Origin of the sequence: Streptomyces sp. NPDC057939 (assembly GCF_042887545.1) — a bacterium.
Taxonomy (GTDB): Bacteria; Actinomycetota; Actinomycetes; order Streptomycetales; family Streptomycetaceae; genus Streptomyces.
In genome coordinates this window covers 108,367-129,258 of the sequence record NZ_JBHVPG010000009.1, presented here as the reverse complement: position 1 = coordinate 129,258, position 20,892 = coordinate 108,367, and the positions used below count along the sequence as shown (strand labels likewise).

17 protein-coding genes, 1 tRNA gene and 1 pseudogene are annotated in these 20,892 nt (G+C 74.7%); 9 read left to right on the top strand and 10 right to left on the bottom strand.

Annotated features, from left to right (window positions below):
* Window positions 1-76: 76 nt before the first annotated feature.
* The 3 genes from ACFVS6_RS13385 to ACFVS6_RS13375 all read right to left on the bottom strand — a co-directional run bounded on the left by ACFVS6_RS13385 (window position 77) and on the right by ACFVS6_RS13375 (window position 3,847).
* Entirely contained in the window at window positions 77-1,369 is a 1,293-nt protein-coding gene (locus ACFVS6_RS13385; RefSeq protein WP_389703401.1) for a hypothetical protein, read from the bottom strand.
* Window positions 1,370-1,602: 233 nt separating this feature from the next.
* Entirely contained in the window at window positions 1,603-3,117 is a 1,515-nt protein-coding gene (locus ACFVS6_RS13380; RefSeq protein WP_389703399.1) for a S8 family serine peptidase, read from the bottom strand.
* Between the two features lie 310 nt (window positions 3,118-3,427).
* The gene (locus tag ACFVS6_RS13375; protein WP_389703398.1) at window positions 3,428-3,847 is read right to left on the bottom strand and encodes a GNAT family N-acetyltransferase; all 420 of its coding nucleotides are present in this window, start codon (window positions 3,845-3,847) and stop codon (window positions 3,428-3,430) included.
* Window positions 3,848-3,889: 42 nt separating this feature from the next.
* Here ACFVS6_RS13375 and ACFVS6_RS13370 point away from each other — a divergent pair, with 42 nt between their 5' ends.
* The gene (locus ACFVS6_RS13370; protein ID WP_389703396.1) at window positions 3,890-4,621 is read left to right on the top strand and encodes a nucleoside deaminase; all 732 of its coding nucleotides are present in this window, start codon (window positions 3,890-3,892) and stop codon (window positions 4,619-4,621) included.
* Between the two features lie 265 nt (window positions 4,622-4,886).
* Here the strand turns inward: ACFVS6_RS13370 and ACFVS6_RS13365 are convergent, their stop codons facing one another.
* Window positions 4,887-5,588, bottom strand: coding sequence for a 4'-phosphopantetheinyl transferase family protein (locus tag ACFVS6_RS13365; protein WP_389703395.1), 702 nt, complete (start codon window positions 5,586-5,588; stop codon window positions 4,887-4,889).
* Between the two features lie 81 nt (window positions 5,589-5,669).
* Here ACFVS6_RS13365 and ACFVS6_RS13360 point away from each other — a divergent pair, with 81 nt between their 5' ends.
* A complete protein-coding gene (locus ACFVS6_RS13360) occupies window positions 5,670-6,455 on the top strand; it encodes an alpha/beta fold hydrolase (protein WP_389703394.1) in 786 nt (261 codons plus the stop codon).
* A 59-nt stretch (window positions 6,456-6,514) separates the two neighbouring features.
* Here ACFVS6_RS13360 and ACFVS6_RS13355 read toward each other — a convergent pair whose 3' ends face one another.
* The gene (locus ACFVS6_RS13355; RefSeq protein ID WP_389703392.1) at window positions 6,515-7,036 is read right to left on the bottom strand and encodes a hypothetical protein; all 522 of its coding nucleotides are present in this window, start codon (window positions 7,034-7,036) and stop codon (window positions 6,515-6,517) included.
* A 196-nt stretch (window positions 7,037-7,232) separates the two neighbouring features.
* On the opposite strand from ACFVS6_RS13355, the pseudogene ACFVS6_RS13350 reads away from it, so the two are divergent.
* A pseudogene (locus ACFVS6_RS13350) lies at window positions 7,233-7,346 on the top strand (phospholipase A2); the annotation flags it as partial.
* Between the two features lie 72 nt (window positions 7,347-7,418).
* On the opposite strand, the gene ACFVS6_RS13345 reads toward ACFVS6_RS13350, so the two are convergent.
* The gene (locus ACFVS6_RS13345) at window positions 7,419-8,075 is read right to left on the bottom strand and encodes a response regulator (RefSeq protein ID WP_389703514.1); all 657 of its coding nucleotides are present in this window, start codon (window positions 8,073-8,075) and stop codon (window positions 7,419-7,421) included.
* A 182-nt stretch (window positions 8,076-8,257) separates the two neighbouring features.
* Window positions 8,258-9,565, bottom strand: a complete 1,308-nt coding sequence (locus ACFVS6_RS13340) for a sensor histidine kinase (RefSeq protein ID WP_389703391.1) — start codon at window positions 9,563-9,565, stop codon at window positions 8,258-8,260.
* A gap of 523 nt (window positions 9,566-10,088) precedes the next feature.
* Here ACFVS6_RS13340 and ACFVS6_RS13335 point away from each other — a divergent pair.
* A complete protein-coding gene (locus ACFVS6_RS13335; protein WP_389703390.1) occupies window positions 10,089-10,592 on the top strand; it encodes a YbaK/EbsC family protein in 504 nt (167 codons plus the stop codon).
* A 306-nt stretch (window positions 10,593-10,898) separates the two neighbouring features.
* Here the strand turns inward: ACFVS6_RS13335 and ACFVS6_RS13330 are convergent, their stop codons facing one another.
* A complete protein-coding gene (locus ACFVS6_RS13330) occupies window positions 10,899-11,591 on the bottom strand; it encodes a histone deacetylase (RefSeq protein WP_389703388.1) in 693 nt (230 codons plus the stop codon).
* Between the two features lie 158 nt (window positions 11,592-11,749).
* Window positions 11,750-11,822: transfer RNA gene (locus ACFVS6_RS13325), tRNA-Arg, on the bottom strand.
* 332 nt (window positions 11,823-12,154) lie between these two features.
* On the opposite strand from ACFVS6_RS13325, the gene ACFVS6_RS13320 reads away from it, so the two are divergent.
* The 5 genes from ACFVS6_RS13320 to ACFVS6_RS13300 all read left to right on the top strand — a co-directional run bounded on the left by ACFVS6_RS13320 (window position 12,155) and on the right by ACFVS6_RS13300 (window position 19,596).
* The gene (locus ACFVS6_RS13320) at window positions 12,155-13,768 is read left to right on the top strand and encodes a dynamin family protein (RefSeq protein WP_389703512.1); all 1,614 of its coding nucleotides are present in this window, start codon (window positions 12,155-12,157) and stop codon (window positions 13,766-13,768) included.
* A gap of 4 nt (window positions 13,769-13,772) precedes the next feature.
* Window positions 13,773-15,698, top strand: coding sequence for a GTPase (locus tag ACFVS6_RS13315; protein ID WP_389703386.1), 1,926 nt, complete (start codon window positions 13,773-13,775; stop codon window positions 15,696-15,698).
* A gap of 123 nt (window positions 15,699-15,821) precedes the next feature.
* A complete protein-coding gene (locus ACFVS6_RS13310; RefSeq protein WP_362876866.1) occupies window positions 15,822-16,229 on the top strand; it encodes a single-stranded DNA-binding protein in 408 nt (135 codons plus the stop codon).
* A gap of 323 nt (window positions 16,230-16,552) precedes the next feature.
* Complete coding sequence (locus tag ACFVS6_RS13305; RefSeq protein ID WP_389703384.1) at window positions 16,553-17,797, top strand: TQXA domain-containing protein; 1,245 nt, start codon at window positions 16,553-16,555, stop codon at window positions 17,795-17,797.
* 161 nt (window positions 17,798-17,958) lie between these two features.
* Window positions 17,959-19,596 carry a bifunctional phosphatase PAP2/diacylglycerol kinase family protein gene (locus ACFVS6_RS13300; protein WP_389703382.1) on the top strand — a complete coding sequence of 546 codons (1,638 nt, stop codon included), beginning with the start codon at window positions 17,959-17,961 and terminating at the stop codon, window positions 19,594-19,596.
* Window positions 19,597-20,262: 666 nt separating this feature from the next.
* Here ACFVS6_RS13300 and ACFVS6_RS13295 read toward each other — a convergent pair.
* Window positions 20,263-20,832: a hypothetical protein gene (locus ACFVS6_RS13295; RefSeq protein WP_389703381.1), complete on the bottom strand. Its 570-nt coding sequence runs from the start codon at window positions 20,830-20,832 to the stop codon at window positions 20,263-20,265.
* Window positions 20,833-20,892 lie beyond the last annotated feature (60 nt).

The window sequence follows — 20,892 nt, the reverse complement described above, 5'->3', positions numbered from 1 at the left end:
CTCTCCAGTCGCGGCGCGGAGCGGGAAAAGGGGTGGTGCGGCGCCGGAGCACCGCACCACCCCGGGTCGGGACCGGTCAGGCGATCGAGAACGTCACGACCGACTGGTAGGTGTCGGCGAACATGAACGGCGGCAGCTGGAGCATCGCCGCGCCGCCCACGGCGAACTCGCCGCCGGTCAGCTCGTCACCGCCGGCCGCCTGCGAGGCGACCTTCATCGGGGTGTCGGTGATCGCGCCCGGAGTGCCCGCGGTGCACGCGCTCGGGCTGTCCGGGTTGGTGACGGTGCAGGACGGCTGGATGCCGAGCTGCGCCTTCGCCATCGAGTGGCCGGTCGTCTGGTTCAGGAACGGCGTACGGGTCGCCGTCACGTCCCAGCCGAGGCTGCCACCGCGGAAGTCCTGGACGGTCGCGGCGTTGAACGCGCCGAACACCGACTGGGACTTTCCGTTGATGGTCACCGAGCCGAAGCTGACGGCCGGCTGGCCGTCCTTCGGGCCGAGGGCCAGCGGCCCGGGCAGCACCTCGATGTCCACCGGGTTCTTCACGCCCGCCTGCTCCTCGACGAACACGAAGGGCTTGGGCGCGAGCGCCGAACCGTCGATCCGGATGGCGTCGGCCTTCTTGGTGACCGTGATGTTGCAGGTGGCGGCGCCGGAGGCGTCCGCCGTGCCGGTGCCCGTGTCACCGGTCGCCGCGCCGCCCAGCAGCGCGGAGCAGGCGACCGCGCCGGCCGGGAAGTTGGCCCCGGTGACGACCACGGCGGTACCCGCCGGGCCGCTGTTGGGCGTCAGCTTCGTCGTGACCGGATCCTTGGGCAGGGCCTCGGAGGCGATTGAGCCGACCGAGGCACTGGGCCGCGGATCCGGCGTACACGTCGTGGTGTAGACCGTGCCGCCCAGATCGGCGTCCGTGATCACCTGGTCGATGGTGATCTGGACCGTCGTTCCCTCGGTGCCCTCAGGGAGGGTGATGTTCCCGCTGAACGCGGGCGGGTCCGCCTTCTTCCCGGCTTCCTGATGGCTGGGGACGGCCGGGCTGGTCACCGTCTGGGCGACCCCGCCGACGAGCAGCTTCATCTTGATCGTGTTGACCGTGTCGATGGTGAACATCGGGACGACGGGGGTCTCGCCCGGATCGATGGTGATCGGCACGGACTGACCCGCCTTGGCGGTGTCGGGGACCGTGACGGTGAAGTTCTGGGTGCCGTTGGCGCCCGGCTGGGGCGCGGGGGCGACGCACTTCACGGGTACCGGAGTGGTCTTGGTCGCGGCCTGCGCCGTCCCCGTCAGGGCCACGACACCGCCCGTCAGGGCGAGGGAAAGGGCGCCCGCCCCGGCCAGCATTCTTCGTCGGAACGTAGTACTCACTGGGTCGCGACTCCTTCGTCGGACGAACCCCTCCCCCCACCCGCTGTGTGGGGGAGGTAGAGCCGGTGCGGAGGTCGTCATTGACGCGTCGCGGTGATGAGAAGTCAATGGATGGGTTTCGCCCGAAGCACACACACATTGATGTCCCATCAGAACCGGTCTGATGGGACATCGGATACCGACTGGTCGGTGCCGGCGGGGGCGGGCGCGCCCAGCCCTGGTGAGCCGCCGCCTCAGGGGGCTGTCGGGACGTGCAGGAGCAGGTTCGCGGTCCCGGCGGGCAGGCCCGTGATCCGGTCCGGGACGGCGTCGCGCAGCAACGCCCGACCCACCTGCTCCGGAGTGCGGGCGGTGCCGCCCGCCAGGAGCAGCGCGGCCGCGCCCGCCACGTGCGGGGCCGCCATGGAGGTGCCGGAGGATCGGCCCAGGGCCGTCGTCGAGCCCTTCCACGCCGAGGTGACGGCCACGCCCGGCGCCGAGAGGTCCACGCAGCGGCCGTGGTTGGAGAACGCCGGACGTCGGTCGGCGGCATCCGTGGCCCCGACCGTCAGGGCCTGCGCGACGCCCGCCGGGGAGCCGACGCAGGCGTCCCGGCCGTCGTTGCCCGCCGCCACCGTGAAGGTGATCCCGGATGCCACGGCACGGACCACGGCCGCGTCCATGGCCCGGCTGCGGGTGCCGCCCATGCTCATGTTGGCGACGACCGGACCCCGGGAGGCGTTCCGGGCCGCGTCCTTCACCAGCCAGTCGAGCCCGCGCAGGATCGCCGACAGCTTGCCGTCACCCCGGCAGTCGGCGACCTTCACGCCCACGAGGGAGACCCCCTTGGCCACCCCGTACGTCGCCCCGCCGACGGTCGCGGCGACGTGCGTGCCGTGACCGTTGCAGTCGGCCGCGCCCTCCATGAACACCGCGTTGTACCCGGACCGGGCACGGCCCCCGAACTCCTGGTGCGCGGTGTTGATCCCGGTGTCGACGACGTACACCGTGACGCCCTGCGCCTTGCCGGCGTACGTGTACGAGTCGTCGAGCGGGAGCTCGCGCTGGTCGATCCGGTCGAGCGGCCAGGGTGCGGAGGCCTGGGAGGTGAGGGGGACCCCGACGGGAGCGGGCGCGGGTGCGGGGGCAGATGTGGGCGTGGGGGTGGGCGTGGGGGTGGGGGTTGGGCTGGGCGTGGGAGCGGGGGTGGTGACGGGGGCGGGGGCGGCGGGGAGCGCGGGTGTGGTGGGGGTCGCGGCAGGGGCTGCGGGGGGCGGGGCGGGTTGCGTGCCGGGCGCGGTGCCCGGTGCGGGGGCGGCGGTGTCGGGGACCGGGGCGGGAGCGGGCGCCGGGGCGTCGGGTACCGGGGTGTTGGGCGAAGAGGTCGGGGTCGGCGTGGGGGTCGTGGTGTCGGGCGCGAGGGCGCCGGGCGCTGGAGTGCCGGGTGCGGGGGTGTCGGAGATCCGGAAGGTCGTGTCCGGTTCGACGGAGGCCACCCGGGGGTCGGCGGCGAGGGCGGCCGCCCGGGTCGCGGTGGTACGGACCGCGAAGCCGTTGAGGACGGTGTCGTAGACCGGCCCCACCCGGTCCCCGGCCTCCTCGGCCTCGGAGGCCAGGGCGCGGGTCGGTGCGCGCGGGGTGGCGTCCTTGAGGACCACCACGTAGGAGGCGGTGGGCGCTTCGGACCCGGCTGCGGCAGCGGGCGGCGGAAGGGCGGCGGCCGCCGCGAGCAGGGCGGCGGCGGGCAGGAGCGCGGTCAGTGCTGTCATGCTCCCGACGCTCCCGCCGCCGGGCCGGGGGCGCGCGGAGGGTGCGCCGACTGGCGGCACGACACGCCGCCGAAGGGGTCCCCGACCCGGCTCCTGCCGGGCCGAGTGGCTGCGCGGGCCGCGCTGCGTGTGCGGTTCCGGGGCCGTGGGCGCCGTACTCGGACCTCGGTGGGGGCGGCCCTCCTCCACCTGCCCGGGCGGGCTTCCGCGGGCTGTGCTCCGCGCGCCGCACCCGGACCCCGGCGAGGTCGGCGGCGGGGCCGGGGGACGGAGGGATCCGGCGGTCCCCGCCTCCGCGCCGGGGCGTGGGTCAGGAGGTGGGGCGCAGGGGCCAGCCGCGCATCGTGAAGACGCCCTCGTCCTCGGCTCCGGACGCGGTGTACGTGGCCAGGGCGGCCTCGTTGTCCGTGTCGACGCCCACCCACATGCCGTAGCAACCCCGCCTGCGCGCCTCCGCGGCGAGGGCCTCGGTCAGGGCGCGGCCGATGCCGCGCCGCCGGTAGCCCTCGTCCACGGAGAGTTCGTACAGGCACATCTCGGTGCCCTTGTCCGGGTGACTCATCTCGACGCCGGACACCATGCCGGCGGGCACCCCGTCGACGTAGGCGATCAGCATCAGGTGTCCGGGGGACCGCAGGAAGCGCTCGGACCACTCCTCGCGGGCGGGGCCGTCGAACAACCCCTCGGCGGCTCGCAGTTCGGCGGTGGTGGTGGCGGGGCGGATGTCCATGCCCGTCACGATAGGGGCCTGCCCCCGTGTGACCATGCGGACATGACGAATACGGGCGGGGAGTTCGAGACGGCGTGGCACGCGGCACCCGAGGCGGTACGCCGCGTCCTGTCCAGGGCGTACGAGGCGCTGACGGCCGGCGGCCTGGCGGTCGGGGCAGTGTTGACGGACCCGGCCGGGACCGTACTGGCCGAGGGGCGCAACGAGGCCTACGAGGAGCCCGGTACCGGCGGCCCGGGCACCGGCCCGCTGCGGGGCACGCCCCTCGCCCACGCGGAGATGAACGCGCTCGGGGCCGCCCGGACGGGCTGGAACCTCGACGCCACGACGCTGTGGAGCACCCAGGAGCCCTGCGCGATGTGCGCGGCGGCGGCCCGGTTCTGCGGGGTCGGCGCCGTGCGCCACCTCGCACCGGACCCGTGGGCACTCGCGACGGTCCCGGCCGGTTCCTCGCCGGGCTCGCCGGACTCGCCGGTTTCTTCGGGCTCCGGGGACTTCGTGGATTTCGGGGCCGCACCCGCCGCCGGGACGCTGTGGCTGCTCGCGGCGAACGTGATGTTCCTGCGCAGCGTGGTGGCGGCCGCGACCGGTCCGGGCGAACCGGAGATCCTGCGCCACCACCGGGGCGCCGAACCGGAGACGGCCGCGCTCCACGACACCGTCCCGCCGGGGCTCCCGCGGAACGACCCGGTGGAGGAGTGGCTGACCCGGTTGTGGCCCGCGCTGACGGAGGCCGCGCGCAACCGGGAGGGCCGCCTCGGCCGGCCCCGCTGACGGCGCCGACCGGCACGGCCGCGCGCCTCATCGCCGTCGGCGTCGCCGCCCTGAGAGCGCCGTCGCGGTCGGGCGCCGGTTCGGGATCGGGGGCGAGTCCTTGGGGTGATGGCCACCGGCAGCGACCACTACGTCCAGCTCCACGACCCCGACCTCACGGTCGCGGCGGTCCGCCTGGTCGCCGACCGGGCCGAGACCCTGCCCGAACCGGGGCCGCCCCGGTCGATGGCGTCGATGCCGGCGTCGATGTCGAGCGGCGGGGTCGTCAGGTCGTGCGGACCGCCAGGGCGGCCGCGTAGGCGGGCGGCGCCGGGAGGTCCCGCAGGGACCAGCCCGGGACGGGGGCGGGCGTGGCGGCGGAGCCGACGTACGGCTCGACCAGCCCGAGGGCGAGTCCCGTGCCGGTGGCCTTGAGGTAGGCCTCCTTGCGGGACCACAGCCGGGCCAGGGCCGCCTGCCGGTCCGTCACCGGCAGCGCGGTCAGCTCGGCGGTCTCCGCCGGGTGCAGGGTGCCCATCACGTCGCCCACGGCCCCCGCGTTCGGGAGGCCCTCCACGTCGACGCCGACCGGGGCGCCCGCGAAGGCGAAGTAGGCCATGTCCGCGCTGTGCGACAGCGAGAAGTGCACCGCGCCCCCCGCCACGGCGGGCCGGCCGTGCGGGCCGCCGCAGCACGGGCAGTCCTCACGGACCAACGTCACCTTCTCGGGCGCCAGGCCCAAGTAGGAGCCGAGCAGCACCCGCAGTCCGATGTGGGAGGCGAGGTAGCTGCGCCGGTCGTGCGGGCGCAACAGGCGGGCCAGCCGGTCCCGCTCGGCCGCGTCGAGCAGCGCCGCGGCCTCGTCGACCCGATGGCCGCCGATCACCGCGAGCGTGGTGTCCAGGGACCACACGACGGCGTCCGACCCCACGGGCAGCGTGCCCGTCCGCGGTATGTCACCGCCGAGCTGATTCACGTACTCGGTCATCCGAGCAGCGTAGACGAGTAGATCGACGGCCCGGTTACCCTCGTCCGGGTTTCGTAGCGATCACCAGCAGGGGGACAGACCGTGCGCAGTGCCGTCGTGACGCCGGAAGGCGACCGGATCCGTTGGGTCGAACTGCCCGGGGAGGACCCGGCCCGTGTCTACGTCCACGGACTGGGTGCCACCTCGCCCGCCTACTTCGCGGCCGGCGCGGTGCACCCGCTGCTCGCGGGCAGGCGGTCGCTGCTGGTCGACCTGATGGGCCACGGGCACAGCGACCGCCCCGACACCTTCTCCTACACCCTGGAGGCACACGCCGACGCCCTCGCGCGCGCCCTCACCGAGGCCCGGGTGGAGACGGCCGAGGTGATCGCGCACAGCATGGGCGGTGCCGTCGCCATCGTGCTGGCAGCCCGCCACCCCCACCTGGTGTCGCGGCTCGTCCTCGTCGACGCGAACCTCGACCCGCTGCCCCGCGTACCCGCCGGCCCCGGCAGCAGTGGGATCGCCTCCTACACGGAGGAGGAGTTCCTGGCCGGGGGCTGGGCCGAGGTGCGCGACCGGGCCGGCGCCCACTGGTGGTCGACCATGCGCCTGGCCGGCCGGACCGCCCTGCACCGCAGCGCCGTACACCTCGTGACCGGGACGACCCCCACCATGCGGGAGCTGCTGCTGGACCTGCGGATCCCGCGCGGCTTCCTGTACCCCGAGGCGGACGGATCCCCTGCCGGGACCGAAGCCCTGGAGGCGGCGGGAGTACGCGTCCTGTCCGTACCGGACTGCGGGCACAACATCATGCTGGACAACCCGGACGCCTTCGCCCGGACCGTGTCCGCCCTCCTGCGCGACGGCATCCCCGAGGCCGGGTAGGGCCTCCGCCCGCAGTGCCGCGACGCCCCGCAAGGCCCCACCGGTTGTGGTGACGCTCGTCAGGGCCGGCCGGCGGTCCTGACCGTTCCCGCGGTGCGCTGCGTCGGAGCACCCGGGGACGGGGTTCCGTCGGTCCAGGCATAGACCCGCTTGCCGCGCACCGCGACCTGGTACTGATGCCGGTCGCGGCACTCGGGGCGCTCCTCCGCCCTCGTGTCACGCGGCCACCAGCGGGCGGCCAGCCGGGGCCCGTCCTTCACCTTCCGGGTGCCGGCGGTGCACTGCGGTCCGTCGAGCGCGGTCCGGCCCAGGGTGAAGCGGATCAGCCTGGCCTCGCCGTTCGTCCGGACCCGTATCCGTATGTCCGTGGCGTCCGCCGGTATCCAACTGGGCAGGGCGAACGCCCGGTCGCCCCGCGCCGGCGCGTCGGCCGCGGTGGCGAAGCGCTTGCCCTTCTCGTGCAGGACGCGGTCGTCGAGCGCGTTGGTGATCGGGTTCGGCGGCAGGTTCGGCAGGGCGAAGGCGGCCGTGGCCATTACTCCCACGGCAGCGGCGGCGATCACGAGCGGGCGGCGGTTCATACGGCCAAGTGTTCCGGGCGGACGTACGGCGCCGCGTCCCTCTGCGGTACCCAGTTCGCCTCTGCCGCAAGTCGCATACGGCCTCATACCTGAGAGGGGCTTGACCGCCACTCGGGAGCGCCCCGCGCGTTGCAGGACCGCGAGCGGACGGGAGCCCCGGGGGACCGGAGCCCGCGCGCACCGACGCGGGCCGACGCGGGCCGCCTGGACCGCGTACGCGTTCGACCGGGCGACCGACCACTGCACGACCTCCCCCGACAACCCCTTCGGCTTCCCCTTCCGCACGGCGTGCGCCCGCCACGACTTCGGCCGGTCCGCCACGTCCCCGCGGACCGCTCGATCCGTCGATCCCTCGACGCCCCCGCACGGCCGGCGGCCCCGGTCACGCGGTCAGGCCGCTTTCCCACGCCCAGGAAGCGATGCCGACCCGATTGCGCACATCGAGTTTGCGCTGGATGTTGGCGATGTGGGTCTTGGCCGTGCCCGCAGAGATGAACAACTCCGTTCCGATCTCCGCATTGGTCAGCCCCTTGGCCACGAGAACGGCTATCTCGGACTCGCGCTCCGTGAGGGATTCGATCGCCCGCGGAAGCGGGTTCCTCGCGGGACTCGGATTCCGGAGGTGCTTCAGCAGGCGAACGGTGATCGAGGGGCTGATCAGCGTGTCTCCCGCCATGGCGGCTCGAACCGCCTCCACCAGGAGCGCCGGACCGGAGCGTTTCAGCAGGAAGCCGCAGGCCCCGTGACGCAGCGCGGTGTGTACGTACTCGTCCAGATCGAAGGTGGTCACCACGACCACGCGCAGCGGTTCGGTGGCTTCCGGGCCCGCCAGCCTGCGGGTGACCTCCAAACCGTCGAGACGTGGCATCCGGATGTCGGCCAGGACGACGTCCGGCCTCAACTCCCGCGCCAGGTCGATGGCTTGCAGGCCGTCCACCGCCTCACCGACGACCTCCATGTCCGGTTGGGAATCCAGGATCAGGCGGAAGCCGATGCGAACGGATTCCTGGTCGTCGGCGAGGAGTATGCGGATGGTCACGTCCAGCACCGTATCCGTCCATGGCCGGGTGATCCACGTGATCCTGCCCGAGGACCCGCAACGGCGCGGGCCGAGGACCGCTCGTCCAGCCGGGAAGCAGGTCGAGCACGGCGAGCAAGCCGAGCACGCCGAGCACGCCGAGCACGCCGAGCACGCGGAACAGTGGTGCGGGCCCGGCGTGATCAGCCCGAGGTGTAGGGGAAGGAGGCGAGGAGTTGCCAGCCGTCCTCCCCGTGCGGCCCCGCGGTGAGCGTGCCCCCGAGCGCGCCCACCCGTTCCCCCAGGCCGGCGAGCCCGGTCCCCCCGCCCCGCCGGGCCCTGCCGAAGCCGCCGCCGACGGACCCGGTGCCGTCGGCCGCGGCCGCGGCGGCGTCGGTCCCGGCGCGGTCCGCCCCGACGTGGTCCGCCCCGGCGCGGTTCGCGCCTGTGTGGTCGGTGACGCCGACGACCAAAGTACGGTCCGGTGGGTTCCCCTCCACGCGCAGCGTGATCCGCACCGATGAGGCGGAACCCGCGTGCCTGCGTACGTTGGTGAGCCCCTCGGCCACCGTCCTGTGCGCGGTGGCGGCCACCTCGCGCGGCACCTCCGTGAGGTGTTCCTCGGTGAGCAGGGATTCGAGCACGACTTCGGAGCGGCCGGACGTGCGGAACCTGTCGACCATGTCCGTGACATCGCCCAACCCGTAAGGACCGCTCCGTACTTCGCCCGCTTCGGCTCCCGACGCCACCGGGCCGCCCGGCACCTCGCCCAGCATCAGGACCGTGCGGTCCAGGGAGGCCAGCGCCTGAAGTCCGGCGGCCTCTATCCGTCGGAGGAGCGGCAGCACCTGTTCCTGACCGGCCCCACCCACGACCTGCGCGGCCTGGGCGAGGACGACGATCCCGGAGACGTCGTGGGCCACGAAGTCGTGCAGGTCCGCGGCCAACTGGAGGCGCTGAGCCTTCCGCGCCTCGTGCACCGAACGGAGCCTGCGCGAATCGAGGGACCGCAGGTACCCGCCGACCGCCGCGGCCATGGCGGCCGCCAGGACGAACAGCGATAGCTGGCCCAGGACTTCGAAGGGATCCGAGGGCGGCTCCAGACGCAGCATGATGGCGGATTCGCTCAGTGCCAGGCAGCCGGCGGCGACCACCGCCCACCGGGGCTCGGCGAACCGCACCACGAGGAAGACCAGCAGGAGCAGCACGCCGTACTCGACGAGTGCCATGAGCCCCGCGTGCAGGAGGGACCGGGGGTGGAGCCCGGCCGCGGTGCCGACCGCGGACGTCGCGGCCACCAGTACGGCGGCCGGGGCGAGGCGGGTGCGGGACGCGGGCCACCGCCCCAGGACCGCGCAGGTGACGGTGACCGCGACGACCATCGGCAGGACGGTCCGCCATCCGGCGGCGGGTAACGCGAGGGCACCCGTGAGGACCGCGCCCGCGGCCACGGCCGCGCAGAGCGTCGTGACGGTCCATGCCCGCAGACGCCGGTGTTGTTCCATGACCATCCCGTGAGCGTGAGCGGCCGTTTCGGTTTTGTCGATACGTGCTCGTGGAGAACGGGCCAAGGGGATCGAAGCACGACGGCAGCGGGTGGCGGCCGGCCTTCGACGCGCCCGGTGCCCGCCGGTCCGCCGGGAGTTGCGCGTGCGGGACGGGCGCAGGGCGATCGGCGTCGGCGGACGCGTCCTTTCCCGACCGGAAAGGACCGCCATGTGGACACCCCGACGACCCCGTCCGGAGCCGATCAGCGCTTCGGCAAGCCCCGGACCTGGGGCGCAGCGGTACCGGTCGCTGGGGTCGAACCGCCCCAGCTGGTCACTAGCGTCGGCTGAAAACGTACCCGGCACTGCCCCGTGAGGAGAGGAATCGCGCCATGGAAGAGCCGGTCGCAAGGCCGTACGCAGAGGCAGCCGCACCCCCGGTTCCGCCGCCGGTCGTGCCGATGCGGGAGGAACTCCCCCACGCCTCCACGGTCAGGAGCGGTATTACCCGCAACCGGGCGATGGGACGGGCGAGATGACGGGCGAGATGACGACCCACGACTGGCTCATGGGTCAACTGGACTCGGGTGAGGCCCGGTTCCGGGTCATCGACCACGCCCCCGAGGGCCGCACCGAACCCGCCAGCCTGCTGCGCGGGCACCCCTTGGAGCAGGCGGCCAAGTGCCTGGTGGTGCGCGTCGCACTGACCCGCCGTACGCGGCGCTACGTCCTGGCCGTCGTACCGGGGGACCGCAGGGTCGACCTGGACGGTCTGCGGGACATGTACTCCGGGACGGAGGCCTCGTTCGCGACCCGCGAGGTGGCGGAGCGGCTGGCGGGCAGCGTCAGTGGTTCCGTCGTGCCGTTCGCCCGCGATCCCGAACTCGACCTGGTGGCCGACCCGGGCCTGCTCGTGCACGACGAGATCTTCTTCAACGCGGCGCGGCTCGACCGGTCGGTGGCCCTGGCCACGGCCGACTACCTCGCCCTTGCCCGGCCCAGGGTGGTGGCCATCGCCCAACGGGCCCCGGTGCGGAGGACGACAGGATGACCGCTGCCCCGTCCGCTTCCACATGACCGCCTGGTCCGAAGTCGCCCCGGCCGGATTCGACCTCCAGACGCTGCCCGGCGGCCACTTCTACCTCCTGGAGCACTGTTAGGCCCTGATCGGGGCCGTCTCCCGGCACCTGACGGCCACCGCCTGAGCCGCCCGCACGCCCGCACGCCCGCTCCGGGGGCCCGACCGGCCCCCGGCCCCGGACCCGCCGCCGCCGTCCCGGCGCCGGGACGGGGAGCAGCTCGGCCGGACGGTGATGCCGGCGACCGATGCCATCGCCCGAACGTCACCGCCCGACTGTCACCGACCGGTGTCATCGGGGAGCAACTCGCGTACCTGGCGGGACGTCCAGGCGCCCGCTGCCCCCGGACAGCCGGCGAGGTACCGCGCGATGCCCCGCTCCGCCCGCGGCCGGGACTCCAGGAGACCGCCGGCAAGGTGGCGCAGATAGGCGGCCGACGGGGTGACGGCTTCGACGTCCGGGTGGGCCCAGGGGGCCGTGAAGGTCAGCACGGGGACGCCGTCGATCGTGCCCGGGCAGATCAGCGTCTCGTACCGCCCCGGGCCGATCTCATCGCGACCGTCCCGAAGGACCGTCGACAGATCCAGGTCCGCCGCGGGATCCCGGTACATCTCCTGGGTGGCGATGTCCGAGATCTGGCCGACCGTCACCAGGTGCGCACGTCCCCACAGCCGTCCGGTGGCCCCGGGGTCGTAGAACGCACGGCCGCCGGTCCACACGGGGGATTCCGTGGCGAAGTACAGGCAGCCTTCCAGCTCGACCGCGATCGACCGTTCGGGCGCCCGTCCGTCCCGGCAGCCCGGGTAGGTGCGCGTCGCCCCGGGCGGCGTCCCGCCCGCGATGTATGCGGCGAGCCGGTCCATGTGCATGTTCGACCCGTAGGAGGCGTACCAGACCCGCTCGGGCACCGGGATCGCCCGGGTGAGGGGAACTGCGGTGTGCACGACCGTGCTCGGTTCCTCGGAAGTCATGCGGTCCACCCTTCCCGGGCGGCCGGGGGGAGATGCCCGCGGGCTCCGTCATCGGCCGGACGGACCCTCGTCGCGGCACTGCCGCAGGAGCGGCGACACGCCGCCGACCTGCACGAAAACCCTCCCCGGAGGGAGGGCTGTGTGTGGGACGTGAAGTGTGCCCCCGGCAGGACTCGAACCTGCGGCCAAGTGCTTAGAAGGCACCTGCTCTATCCGCTGAGCTACGGGGGCCGGAAGGTGGCCGTGGTGGCCTGGAGCCCCTGGGTGGGGGTGGGGCGTCCGTCCGTGCCGGGTCAAGGATAGGGCTCCGGTTGCCTTGTCCCGGTTGCTTCACCCGCGTGCCACGATGTGGAGGTTCGGTGAAGCGGTCCCGATACTCGCAGGCAGGTGCGATTCTCGCATCGCTTTTGCGCCGCGTCGCCCTGGGTGTTGTGCACTCGTTATGCCTGAGTCCCACTCGTCCGCCGTGTCCTTGATGTTCCGCTGGAGTCGCCGTCGGCGCGCAGAGGGCGTATAAGCTTCAAAAATGGTCCTAAATTGGGCATTCTTCGCATGTGGTGACCTTGGATGTACGGCCTCAGCTGCTCGATGCCCTGTCCGCCCTGCGCGACCGGGTCGCGTCCGTGCGTCTGCCGCTGCCCCTGCCCGGCGCCCCGCGCGCCCGCCAGACCAGAGCCGAGCTGCTCGCGCAGCTCGACGACTACCTCGTACCCCGGCTCAAGGCGCCCGAGGCGCCCCTGCTCGCCGTCATCGGCGGGTCGACCGGGGCCGGCAAGTCCACCCTCGTCAACTCCCTCGTCGGCCGGCAGGTCAGCGAAGCGGGCGTCCTGCGCCCCACGACACGCACACCGGTGCTCGTCTGCCATCCGGATGACCACCACTGGTTCGCCGGGATGCGGATCCTCCCCGACCTGATGCGCGTCTGGGCGCCCCAGGAGGACGAGGAACCCGCCACCCCGGCCAAGAGGAACCCCCTCCGCACCCAGAACCGCCGCGGCTCCGCCCGCGAACTGCGGATCGAGACCGTCTCCACCCTCCCGCGCGGGCTCGCCATCCTCGACGCCCCCGACATCGACTCCCTCGTCGTCGAGCACCGCACGCTCGCCGCCGAACTCATCTGCGCCGCCGACGTCTGGGTCATGGTCACCACCGCCTCGCGGTACGCCGACGCCGTGCCCTGGCACCTGCTGCGCACCGCCAAGCAGTACAAGGCCACCCTCGTCACCGTCCTCGACCGGGTCCCGCACCAGGTGCTCACCGAGGTCTCGCGGCAGTACGGGGCCCTGCTCACCCGGGCCGGGCTGGGCGACGTACCGCGGTTCACGGTGCCCGAACTGCCCGAATCGGCGGGCGGGGGCGGACTGCTGCCGGCCAGCGCGGTCGCGCCGCTGCTCGCCTGGCTCAGCCACCACGCCCAGGACCCCGCCGCCCGGCAGTACGCCGTCGGGCGCACCGCACTGGGCGCGCTCGACTCGCTCGGGCGGCGGATGCCGGAGCTCGCCTCGGCCGTCGCCGCCCAGCACGCCGCCGCCGTACGGCTGACATCGGCCGTCGAGGACGCGTACAAGCGGGAGGGCAAGCGGGTCCGCACCCGCCTCGACCAGGGCGCCGTCCTCGCCGGGGACGCCCTGACCCGGTGGCGCGGCTACCCCCTCGACACCAGCGCCGACGAACTGCTGGACTCCCTCGCCGAATCCCTCGCCGCACTGCTCCAGTGCGCCGTCGCGGCAGCCGACGAGCGGATCGCCGAAGCGTGGCGACGCGAACCGGCCGCCGCGGCGGTGTCCCTGCCCGCGCCCGACCGGGAGGCGGCGGAACGTATCGGCATGGCCGTACGCCGCTGGCGGCGCGTCCTGGAGGAACTCGCGGAGGAGGAGGTCGCCCGCCTCGACAAGCAGCCGCTGCCCGATCCCGACGGCGTCGCGGCCCTCCTCGTGGCGGCCCTCCTCGGCGGCAAGCGCGCCCGCCCGGCGGGCGAGAAGCTCGCCGAGCGGATCGGCGTCCAGGCCGCCGTCCGCCTGCGCGACCGGGGCGGGGAACTCGTCGGCGACCACCTCGACGAGGTGCTGCGCGCCGAACGCGACCGCCGTCTCGCCCCGCTGGAAGCGCTCGAAGTGACCCCGGAACCACAGGCCGAGCTGATCGCCGCGCTGTCCGTACTGCAGAAGGAGAGGTGACGCGGTGACCGCCCTGACCGACCGTGACCGCACCGATGACCGCTGGGACGACGGGTTCATCGCGCGCTCCCGCCCCCGGCCCAAGAACCGCAGGGGCCTGGGCGCCGTCCCCGGCTCCGGCAGCGAACTGTGCGGCGAGGGCCTCTGCGACGAGGGCCTGTGCGACGGGGACCACGACGACGCCGAGGCGCTGGGCGAGGGCGACGAGGAACTCGTCCGCGCCGTGTCCGGGGCGGGCAGCGACGGCGGCAAGGTCTCCGCGCCACCCCTCAGCCCCGAGGCCCAGGCCCTGCGGACGCGCCTCGACGCCCTGCGCCAGCTCGTCGGACTGTCCCGCACCCGCCTCGACGGCAAGACCCTCGCCGAGGCCGGCCGGGTCCTCGACGAGGCCGCGGCACGCCGCGGACTGTCCCCGCAGCACACCGTGGTCGCCATCGCCGGAGCCACCGGAAGCGGCAAGTCCACGCTGTTCAATTCACTCGCCGGAGTGCAGATCTCCGAAACCGGACTGCGCCGCCCGACCACCGCCGCACCGATCGCGTGCAGTTGGTCGGACGGGGCCGCCGGTCTCCTGGACCGGCTGGAGATCCCCGGCCGGCTGCGGCGCCGGCCCCGCGAGACCTCCGAGGCGGAGGCGCTGCGCGGCATGGTCCTCGTCGACCTGCCCGACCTGGACTCCGCGCTCGGCGTGCACCGGGACCACGTGGACCGGGTGCTGGCGCTGGTCGACGCGGTGGTGTGGGTCGTCGACCCCGAGAAGTACGCGGACGCCGTCCTCCACGAGCGCTACCTGCGGCCCCTCGCCGGCCACGCGGAGATCACCTTCGTCGTGCTGAACCAGGTGGACCGGCTGCCCGGCGACTCCGCCGACCTCGTCCTCGACGACCTGCGCAGACTCCTCGACGACGACGGCATCGCGCTCGGCGAGCACGGCGAACCCGGAGCCACCGTCCTCGGACTGTCCGCCCTTACGGGTGAAGGCGTCGGGGAACTTCGCGAACTCCTCGGACAGTTCACCCAGGAGAAGGGCGCCGCGACCCGCCGGATCTCCGCCGATGTCGACCGGGCCGCGCTGCGCCTGCGCCCGCTGTACGTGGCCGACGGGCACGCGGGGCCGGAGATCGGCGAGGCGGCGCGCGCCGAGTTCGAGGACCGGCTCGCGGAAGCCGTGGGCGCGTACGCGGCGGGCCTCGCCGCCGAACGGGCCTGGCGGCGCAACGCCGGAAAGGCGTGCGGGACGCCCTGGCTGCGGCTGTGGCGGTGGTACGAGGGCCGCCGGGCCCCGCGCTCCCTGGCCGGACTGGCCGCCCTCGCCGCGATCGGCCGCTCCACCACGCCCTCCGCGCAGGCCCCCGTCGAGGAGGAGGTGACCGCCCGGCAGCGCGTGGAACAGGCCGTACGGACCGTCGCCGACGAGGCGGTCATCGGGCTGCCCGACCCCTGGGCGCAAGCCGTGCGGGAGACCGCCGTGCGCGGCGGCGAACAGCTGCCCGAGGCGTTGGACGAGCTCGCCGTGACCCTGGGCCCCGAGGTCGCCGTACCCGGCGCCAAGCCGCCCCGGCCGACGTGGTGGCCCGCCGCGGTGCTCGCCCAGGCGGCCATGACGCTCGTTCAGATCTTCGGCGGGCTGTGGCTCGTCGGGCAGATCGTGGGCGTCCTCGAACCGAAGCTCATGCCTCCGGTGCTGTTCATGGTGGCGGGCATCATCGGCGGGCCGCTGGTGGAGTGGGCCTGCTCCCTCGCGGCACGCGGCCCCGCCCGCCGCTACGGGCAGGACGCCGAACGCAGGCTGCGCCAGGCCGCCGCCGGTTGCGGACGGGCCCGGGTGCTGGAGCCGGTCGCCGCCGAGCTGCTGCGCTACCGGGAGGTGCGCGAGCAGTACGCCACGGTGGCCGCAGGGGGAAGCAAGTTGTCCACAACCCGCCAGTAGTCCACAGGCCGGAGCGGGACCGGGGGGCCGGGTCCAGCATGGTCGTACCTCGCGCGGCCGGTCCGCGGGGGTACCCGTGCGGAGGGCCCGCGGGGGTGGGCATACGTGGGGAGGGCGGTCGGGATGAACGACACCCTGGTGACGCTGGTCGGGTACGTGGCGACGCAGATCGACTTCAAGGAGACGACCACCGGCCCGTCGGCGAGGTTCCGCTTCGCCGTGACGCCGAGGTACTTCGACCGACGGACGGACACCTGGACGGACGCGGCCACCAGCTTCTACACGGTGTGGGCACGCCGTGTACTCGCGGTGAACCTCGCCGGTTCCGTGTCGGTCGGCGAACCGCTCGTGGTGCACGGCCGCCTGCGGGTCCGGGAGGACCCGCCCGACGGCGACGGCGTCCGGTGGTTCTCCGCCGACATCGACGCCATCGCGATCGGACACGACCTCAACCGCGGCACGGCGGCCTTCCGCAGGGTGGTCAGGACGGACACCCCGCTGATGGGCACTCAGAACGCGGCGGTGGTCTGAGTGTTCGAGGGGGCTAGGATTCCCCGGTACTCACGGGCACCTGGGTCTTTGGCCCGAAGGGGAAGACTGTGTCGATTGCTGTTCCCGCGTCCTCCGCATCCTCCGCATCCTCCGTATTCGTCGGATCCTCCGCGGTCTCCGATTCCGCGGCCGCCGCCGCGAGCGGATCGACGTCCGCTCCGGTGGCGCCCTCCGGCGCCCGACCGACGTCCAGAACCGCCGAGCCCGCGGTTCCGCTTCCTGGCCGGGCGGTCCATCCCGGCGCCCCTGCCGTTCCTGCCGTCCGCACTTCCCCCACCCCCGGCGGCGGGGGCAGACCCTCCGTGCGACGGCCGCTCGCGGTGGCGCTGCTGGCGGCTGCGGCCTTCACCGCGGCACCCGGAGCCCGGGCCGAGGCGGACGCCGGTCCGCCCGCGGGTCGGACGTCGGAGGGGGCCGGCGCCGTCCTCGACGGACTCAAGACGTACGGACAGGCCGTCCTGCGCGCCGGCGACGGCTCGGTCCGGCAGATCCCGGCCGGCCTGCACGAGATGCGGGTCGACGGCGGAGGCACCCTCCAGACGTACGGCGTGGGCGTCGCGGGCTACGCGCAGCCCCAGGCCCGCTTCACCGAGACCGGTTGGGGCGGCAGCCCCCTCGCCGGGAACGCCGAGGCGGGCCGCATCCGCTGGGTCCTGGAGCACTCCTACCCCCAGTTCAACGATCTGGCGGGGCTCGCCAAGGCCTCCGGCGCCGGTTCGCTGACCGCCGAGAGCGCGGCGGCCGGTACCCAGGTGGCGATCTGGAGGCTGGCCGACGGGGCCCCGGTGGAGGCCGCCGACCCGGCCGCCGAACGCCTCGCCGACTACCTCCAGCGCGAGGCGGGCCGACTGCCCGAACCACCCGCCTCGCTGGGGCTCGACCCCGGCGCGGCGGCGGGACCCGTCACCGGACCGACCGGCAGCCGCATCGGCCCGGTCACGGTGCGGACCCGGGCCCAGAGCGTGACCGTCACCCCGGACGCGGCGGCGGCCGCGATGGGGGTCCGGGTCGTCGACGCCGACGGCAAGCCCCTGACCTCCGCCGCCGACGGAAGCCGCCTGTACTTCGAGGTGCCCGCGGGCACCCCGGACGGCAGGGCCTCCGTCACCGTCCAGGGCTCCACCAAGGTCCCGGTCGGGCGGGTCTTCACCAGCGGCGTTCCCGCCGAGGCGCAGATCGTGGCCGGTTCCAGCGAATCCGCGGCCTCGGCCGGGGCCGTCGCGGCGTGGCGCGCACCGGGGCAGGCTCCGGCGGGCACGGTCGGCAACCTGTCCGGAGCGACCGCGGTCCCCGCAGCCGAGGCCACCGCCGGGGCGACCCTCCAATCCCCGGAGTCCCCTTCGTCCCAGGTGTCCCAAGGCTCCCCGGCGTTCCCGGCGTCCCCGGCATCCCCGGACGAGGAGCGGCTGGCCTCCAGCGGCAGTTCCGCAGCGACCCCGGTCATCGCCTCCCTGGCCGTCGGCCTCGTGGTCCTGGGCGGAATGGTCGTCCTCCTGCTGCGCAAACGCCCCCTCGAAGGAGACCACCCGGAGGAGGACGGCGCGTAGGCGGCCTCCGTCGCCCGTCCCGCGGCCCGGGCTCCGTCGCCCCGCCGACGGCGTGCCCGCGCTCCCGGCTCCGGCGCGCCGCCACCCGCGCGCCGGAGCCCGGGCCGCGGCATTCGGGGCGCGTCTGATTTCGGACCCGTTCCCCGGGGTAGGCGCTGGGGATGTCTGATCAAGAACTGACCTGGCGGGGTGCGGTCGCGCGCTGGGACCGGCAGCTGTTCGAAGCCGTGGCGCGCCGGCACTGGCCCGGGGCCGACCGGGTGCTGCCGCGCCTCGGTAGGGCCGCCAACCACGGGGTCCTGTGGGGCGGGACCGCGGTGGCGATCGGCGTGCTCGGCTCCCCCCGGGCCCGCAAGGCCGCCGTGCGCGGGGCCGCCTCGCTGGCGCTGGCCTCGGCGACCATCAACACCGTCGGCAAGTGGTCGGTCCGTAGGCCCCGCCCGCTGCTGGACGGGGTGCCCGCCGTGCGGCAGCTGCACACGCAGCCGCAGACCACCTCCTTCCCGTCCGGGCACGCGGCGTCGGCCTTCGCGTTCACCGCCGGGCTGGCGCTGGAGTCCCCGGGGTGGGGGGCCGTGGTGGCGCCCGTCGCCGCGTCGGTGGCGTTCTCCCGCGTGTACACGGGGGTCCACTACCCGTCCGACGTGGTGACGGGCGCGGCGCTCGGGGTGGCGGCGGGGTTCGTCGTACGGCGGCTCGCGCGGGACGCCCAGGAGGCCCGGGTGGTGCCGGGGGACGAACGGCCCGCGCCCGGCGTGCCCGCGCTCCCGGACGGGGACGGACTGACGGTGGTCGTGAACACCGCGTCGGGGACGGCCGCGGAGGCCGGGCTCGACGTCCTGCGCGAGCGGTTGCCGAAGGCGGAACTGGTGGAGGTCGACAGCGGCGACCTGGTGGCCGAACTCGCTGCGGCGGCGTCCCGGGCCACCGTCCTCGGAGTGTGCGGCGGGGACGGCACGATCAACGCCGCGGCCACCGCCGCGCTGCGGGCCGGGGTGCCGCTCGCGGTGTTCCCGGGCGGCACCCTCAACCACTTCGCGCTGGACCTCGGCCTCGCCGGCCCGGCGGACACCTGCCGGGCCGTCGCGGCGGGCGAAGCGGTCCGCGTCGGCGTCGGCCGCTTCACCCCCGGGCCCCGCCACCCCGCCGCCCCGGACGCCCCCGACGACGCCCCCGGGAACCCGGCCGCCGGCCACCACCCGGAGCCCGCCACCGGTTCCGGTTCCGCATCGGCATCGGCATCGGCATCCGGTTCCGGTTCCGGGTCGGTCCCGGTACCCGGAGCCGGCCCCCGGCCGGGCGACGACTCCGGGTACTTCCTGAACAACTTCAGCGTCGGCGCGTACCCGGAACTGCTGCGCCACCGGCTGCACTGGGGGCCGCGCATCGGCGGCGGGCCGGCCGCGCTGCTCGCCGCCTGGCAGGTGCTGCGCGCCGAGCGGCCCGTCCGGCTCCGGCTGGCCGGTCGGCCCCGGAGCGTGTGGCTGCTCTTCGCGGGCAACGGCACCTACCAGGGGACCGGCCCGACGCCGCGCCGCCGCGCCACCCTCGGCGAGGGCCTGCTCGACCTGCGGCTCGTCCTCGGCGGTGGCCGCCCCGGACCCCGGCTCCTGGCCGCCGCCTTCACCGGCCCGCTGACCCGCTCCCCGGTGCACGTGGCGAGCAAGCTGCGCAGCCTGCGCGTCTCGGACGTCCCGCCCGGTACCCCGCTCGCCTACGACGGGGAGTACGCCGAGGCGCCCCCCGCCTTCGTCCTCGACGCCCTCCCGGACGCCCTCACCGTCTACCGCCCCCACTGACGCCCCTTCGCCCCGGCCCCACGGTCGGGGCGAAGCCGCCCGCCCGGGCGCCGCGCCCGCCCCCGGAAGGCCACGCGGTCGCCGCTCCCGCCTCGAACCGCAACCCGGGCACCCCGATCCTCCTCGGGCAGCAACCCGCGCGCCGTTTCCACCTCGGGCCGCTACCCGGGCAACCTGACCGCCCTCGGGCCGCCACCTGGGCGTGGCTTCCGCCTCGGCCCGCTGCCCGGGCACCCTGACCGCCCTCGGGCCTTCACCTGGGCGTGGCTTCCGCCTCGGGCCGCTGCCCGGGCACCCCGGGCGCCCTCGGGCCGCCGCCCGGGCATGGCTTTCCCCTGGGGCCGCTACCGGGGCGCCCCGACCGTCCCGGGTCCTCCACCTGGGCACCCTGACCGCCCGCGGGCCGCCACCCTGGGCGTGGCTTTCCCCTGGGGCCGCTGCCCGGTCGCCCCGACCGTCCCGGGGCCTTCACCTGGGCGTGGCTTCCGCCTCGGGCCGCTGCCCGGTCGCCCCGACCGTCCCGGGGCCTTCACCTGGGCGTGGCTTCCGCCTCGGGCAGCAACCCGGGCGCCCCGCGACCGACCGCCCCGCGACCGACCGCCCCGCGACCGACGGCCCCAGGGACGCCGCCCGGGGCGGCCGTTCCCGGGACCCGGCCGGCGCGCCCTAGTAGGGCTCCACCGCCGGGCCCGGGTCCACGCCCAGGTCGGCGCGCATCGCGCCGCGCATGACCACCCACTGCTCGTTCGCGCGCAGCAGCCCGGACTGGATCTCCTCGAACGAACCGTTCGGCGCCGGGTTGCCCTCCTCCAGCCGCATGACCCGGTCGTACAGGGCCGCGAAGGTCTGCGACATCGCGTCCAGTTCCGCCAGGACCGCGTCGGAGGCGGCCATCTGGGCCTCGGCGAAGGACGCGTGCATCGCGTGCCGCGCCTCCTCCAGGGCCGTTCGCCGCTCCGGGGCGACGGCGTCCTTGTGCACCAGCCAGAGGTAGTTCATGAGCTCGACGCGGAAGCGGCGGTAGCCGGAGTTCGCCGCCACGTAGCAGTCGCGCCGCTGGTCCAGCGCCGCGACCTGCTGCTCGCGCCGCCACTGGGCCTCGGCGACCCGCTCCTGCCGGTCACCCTGCTCCGCCTGGACGCGGGCGACGAGGCGCTGCGTCAGCAGCGGGGCGAACAGGGTGCCGCCGACCCCGATGAGCGCGATGGCGAGCGGGACGAGGGAACTGGCGTTCAAGGGACCTCCGGGGCTACCGGCACCGGGTGGCGCAGCAGCATCCTGCCCTCCCGGGGGGAG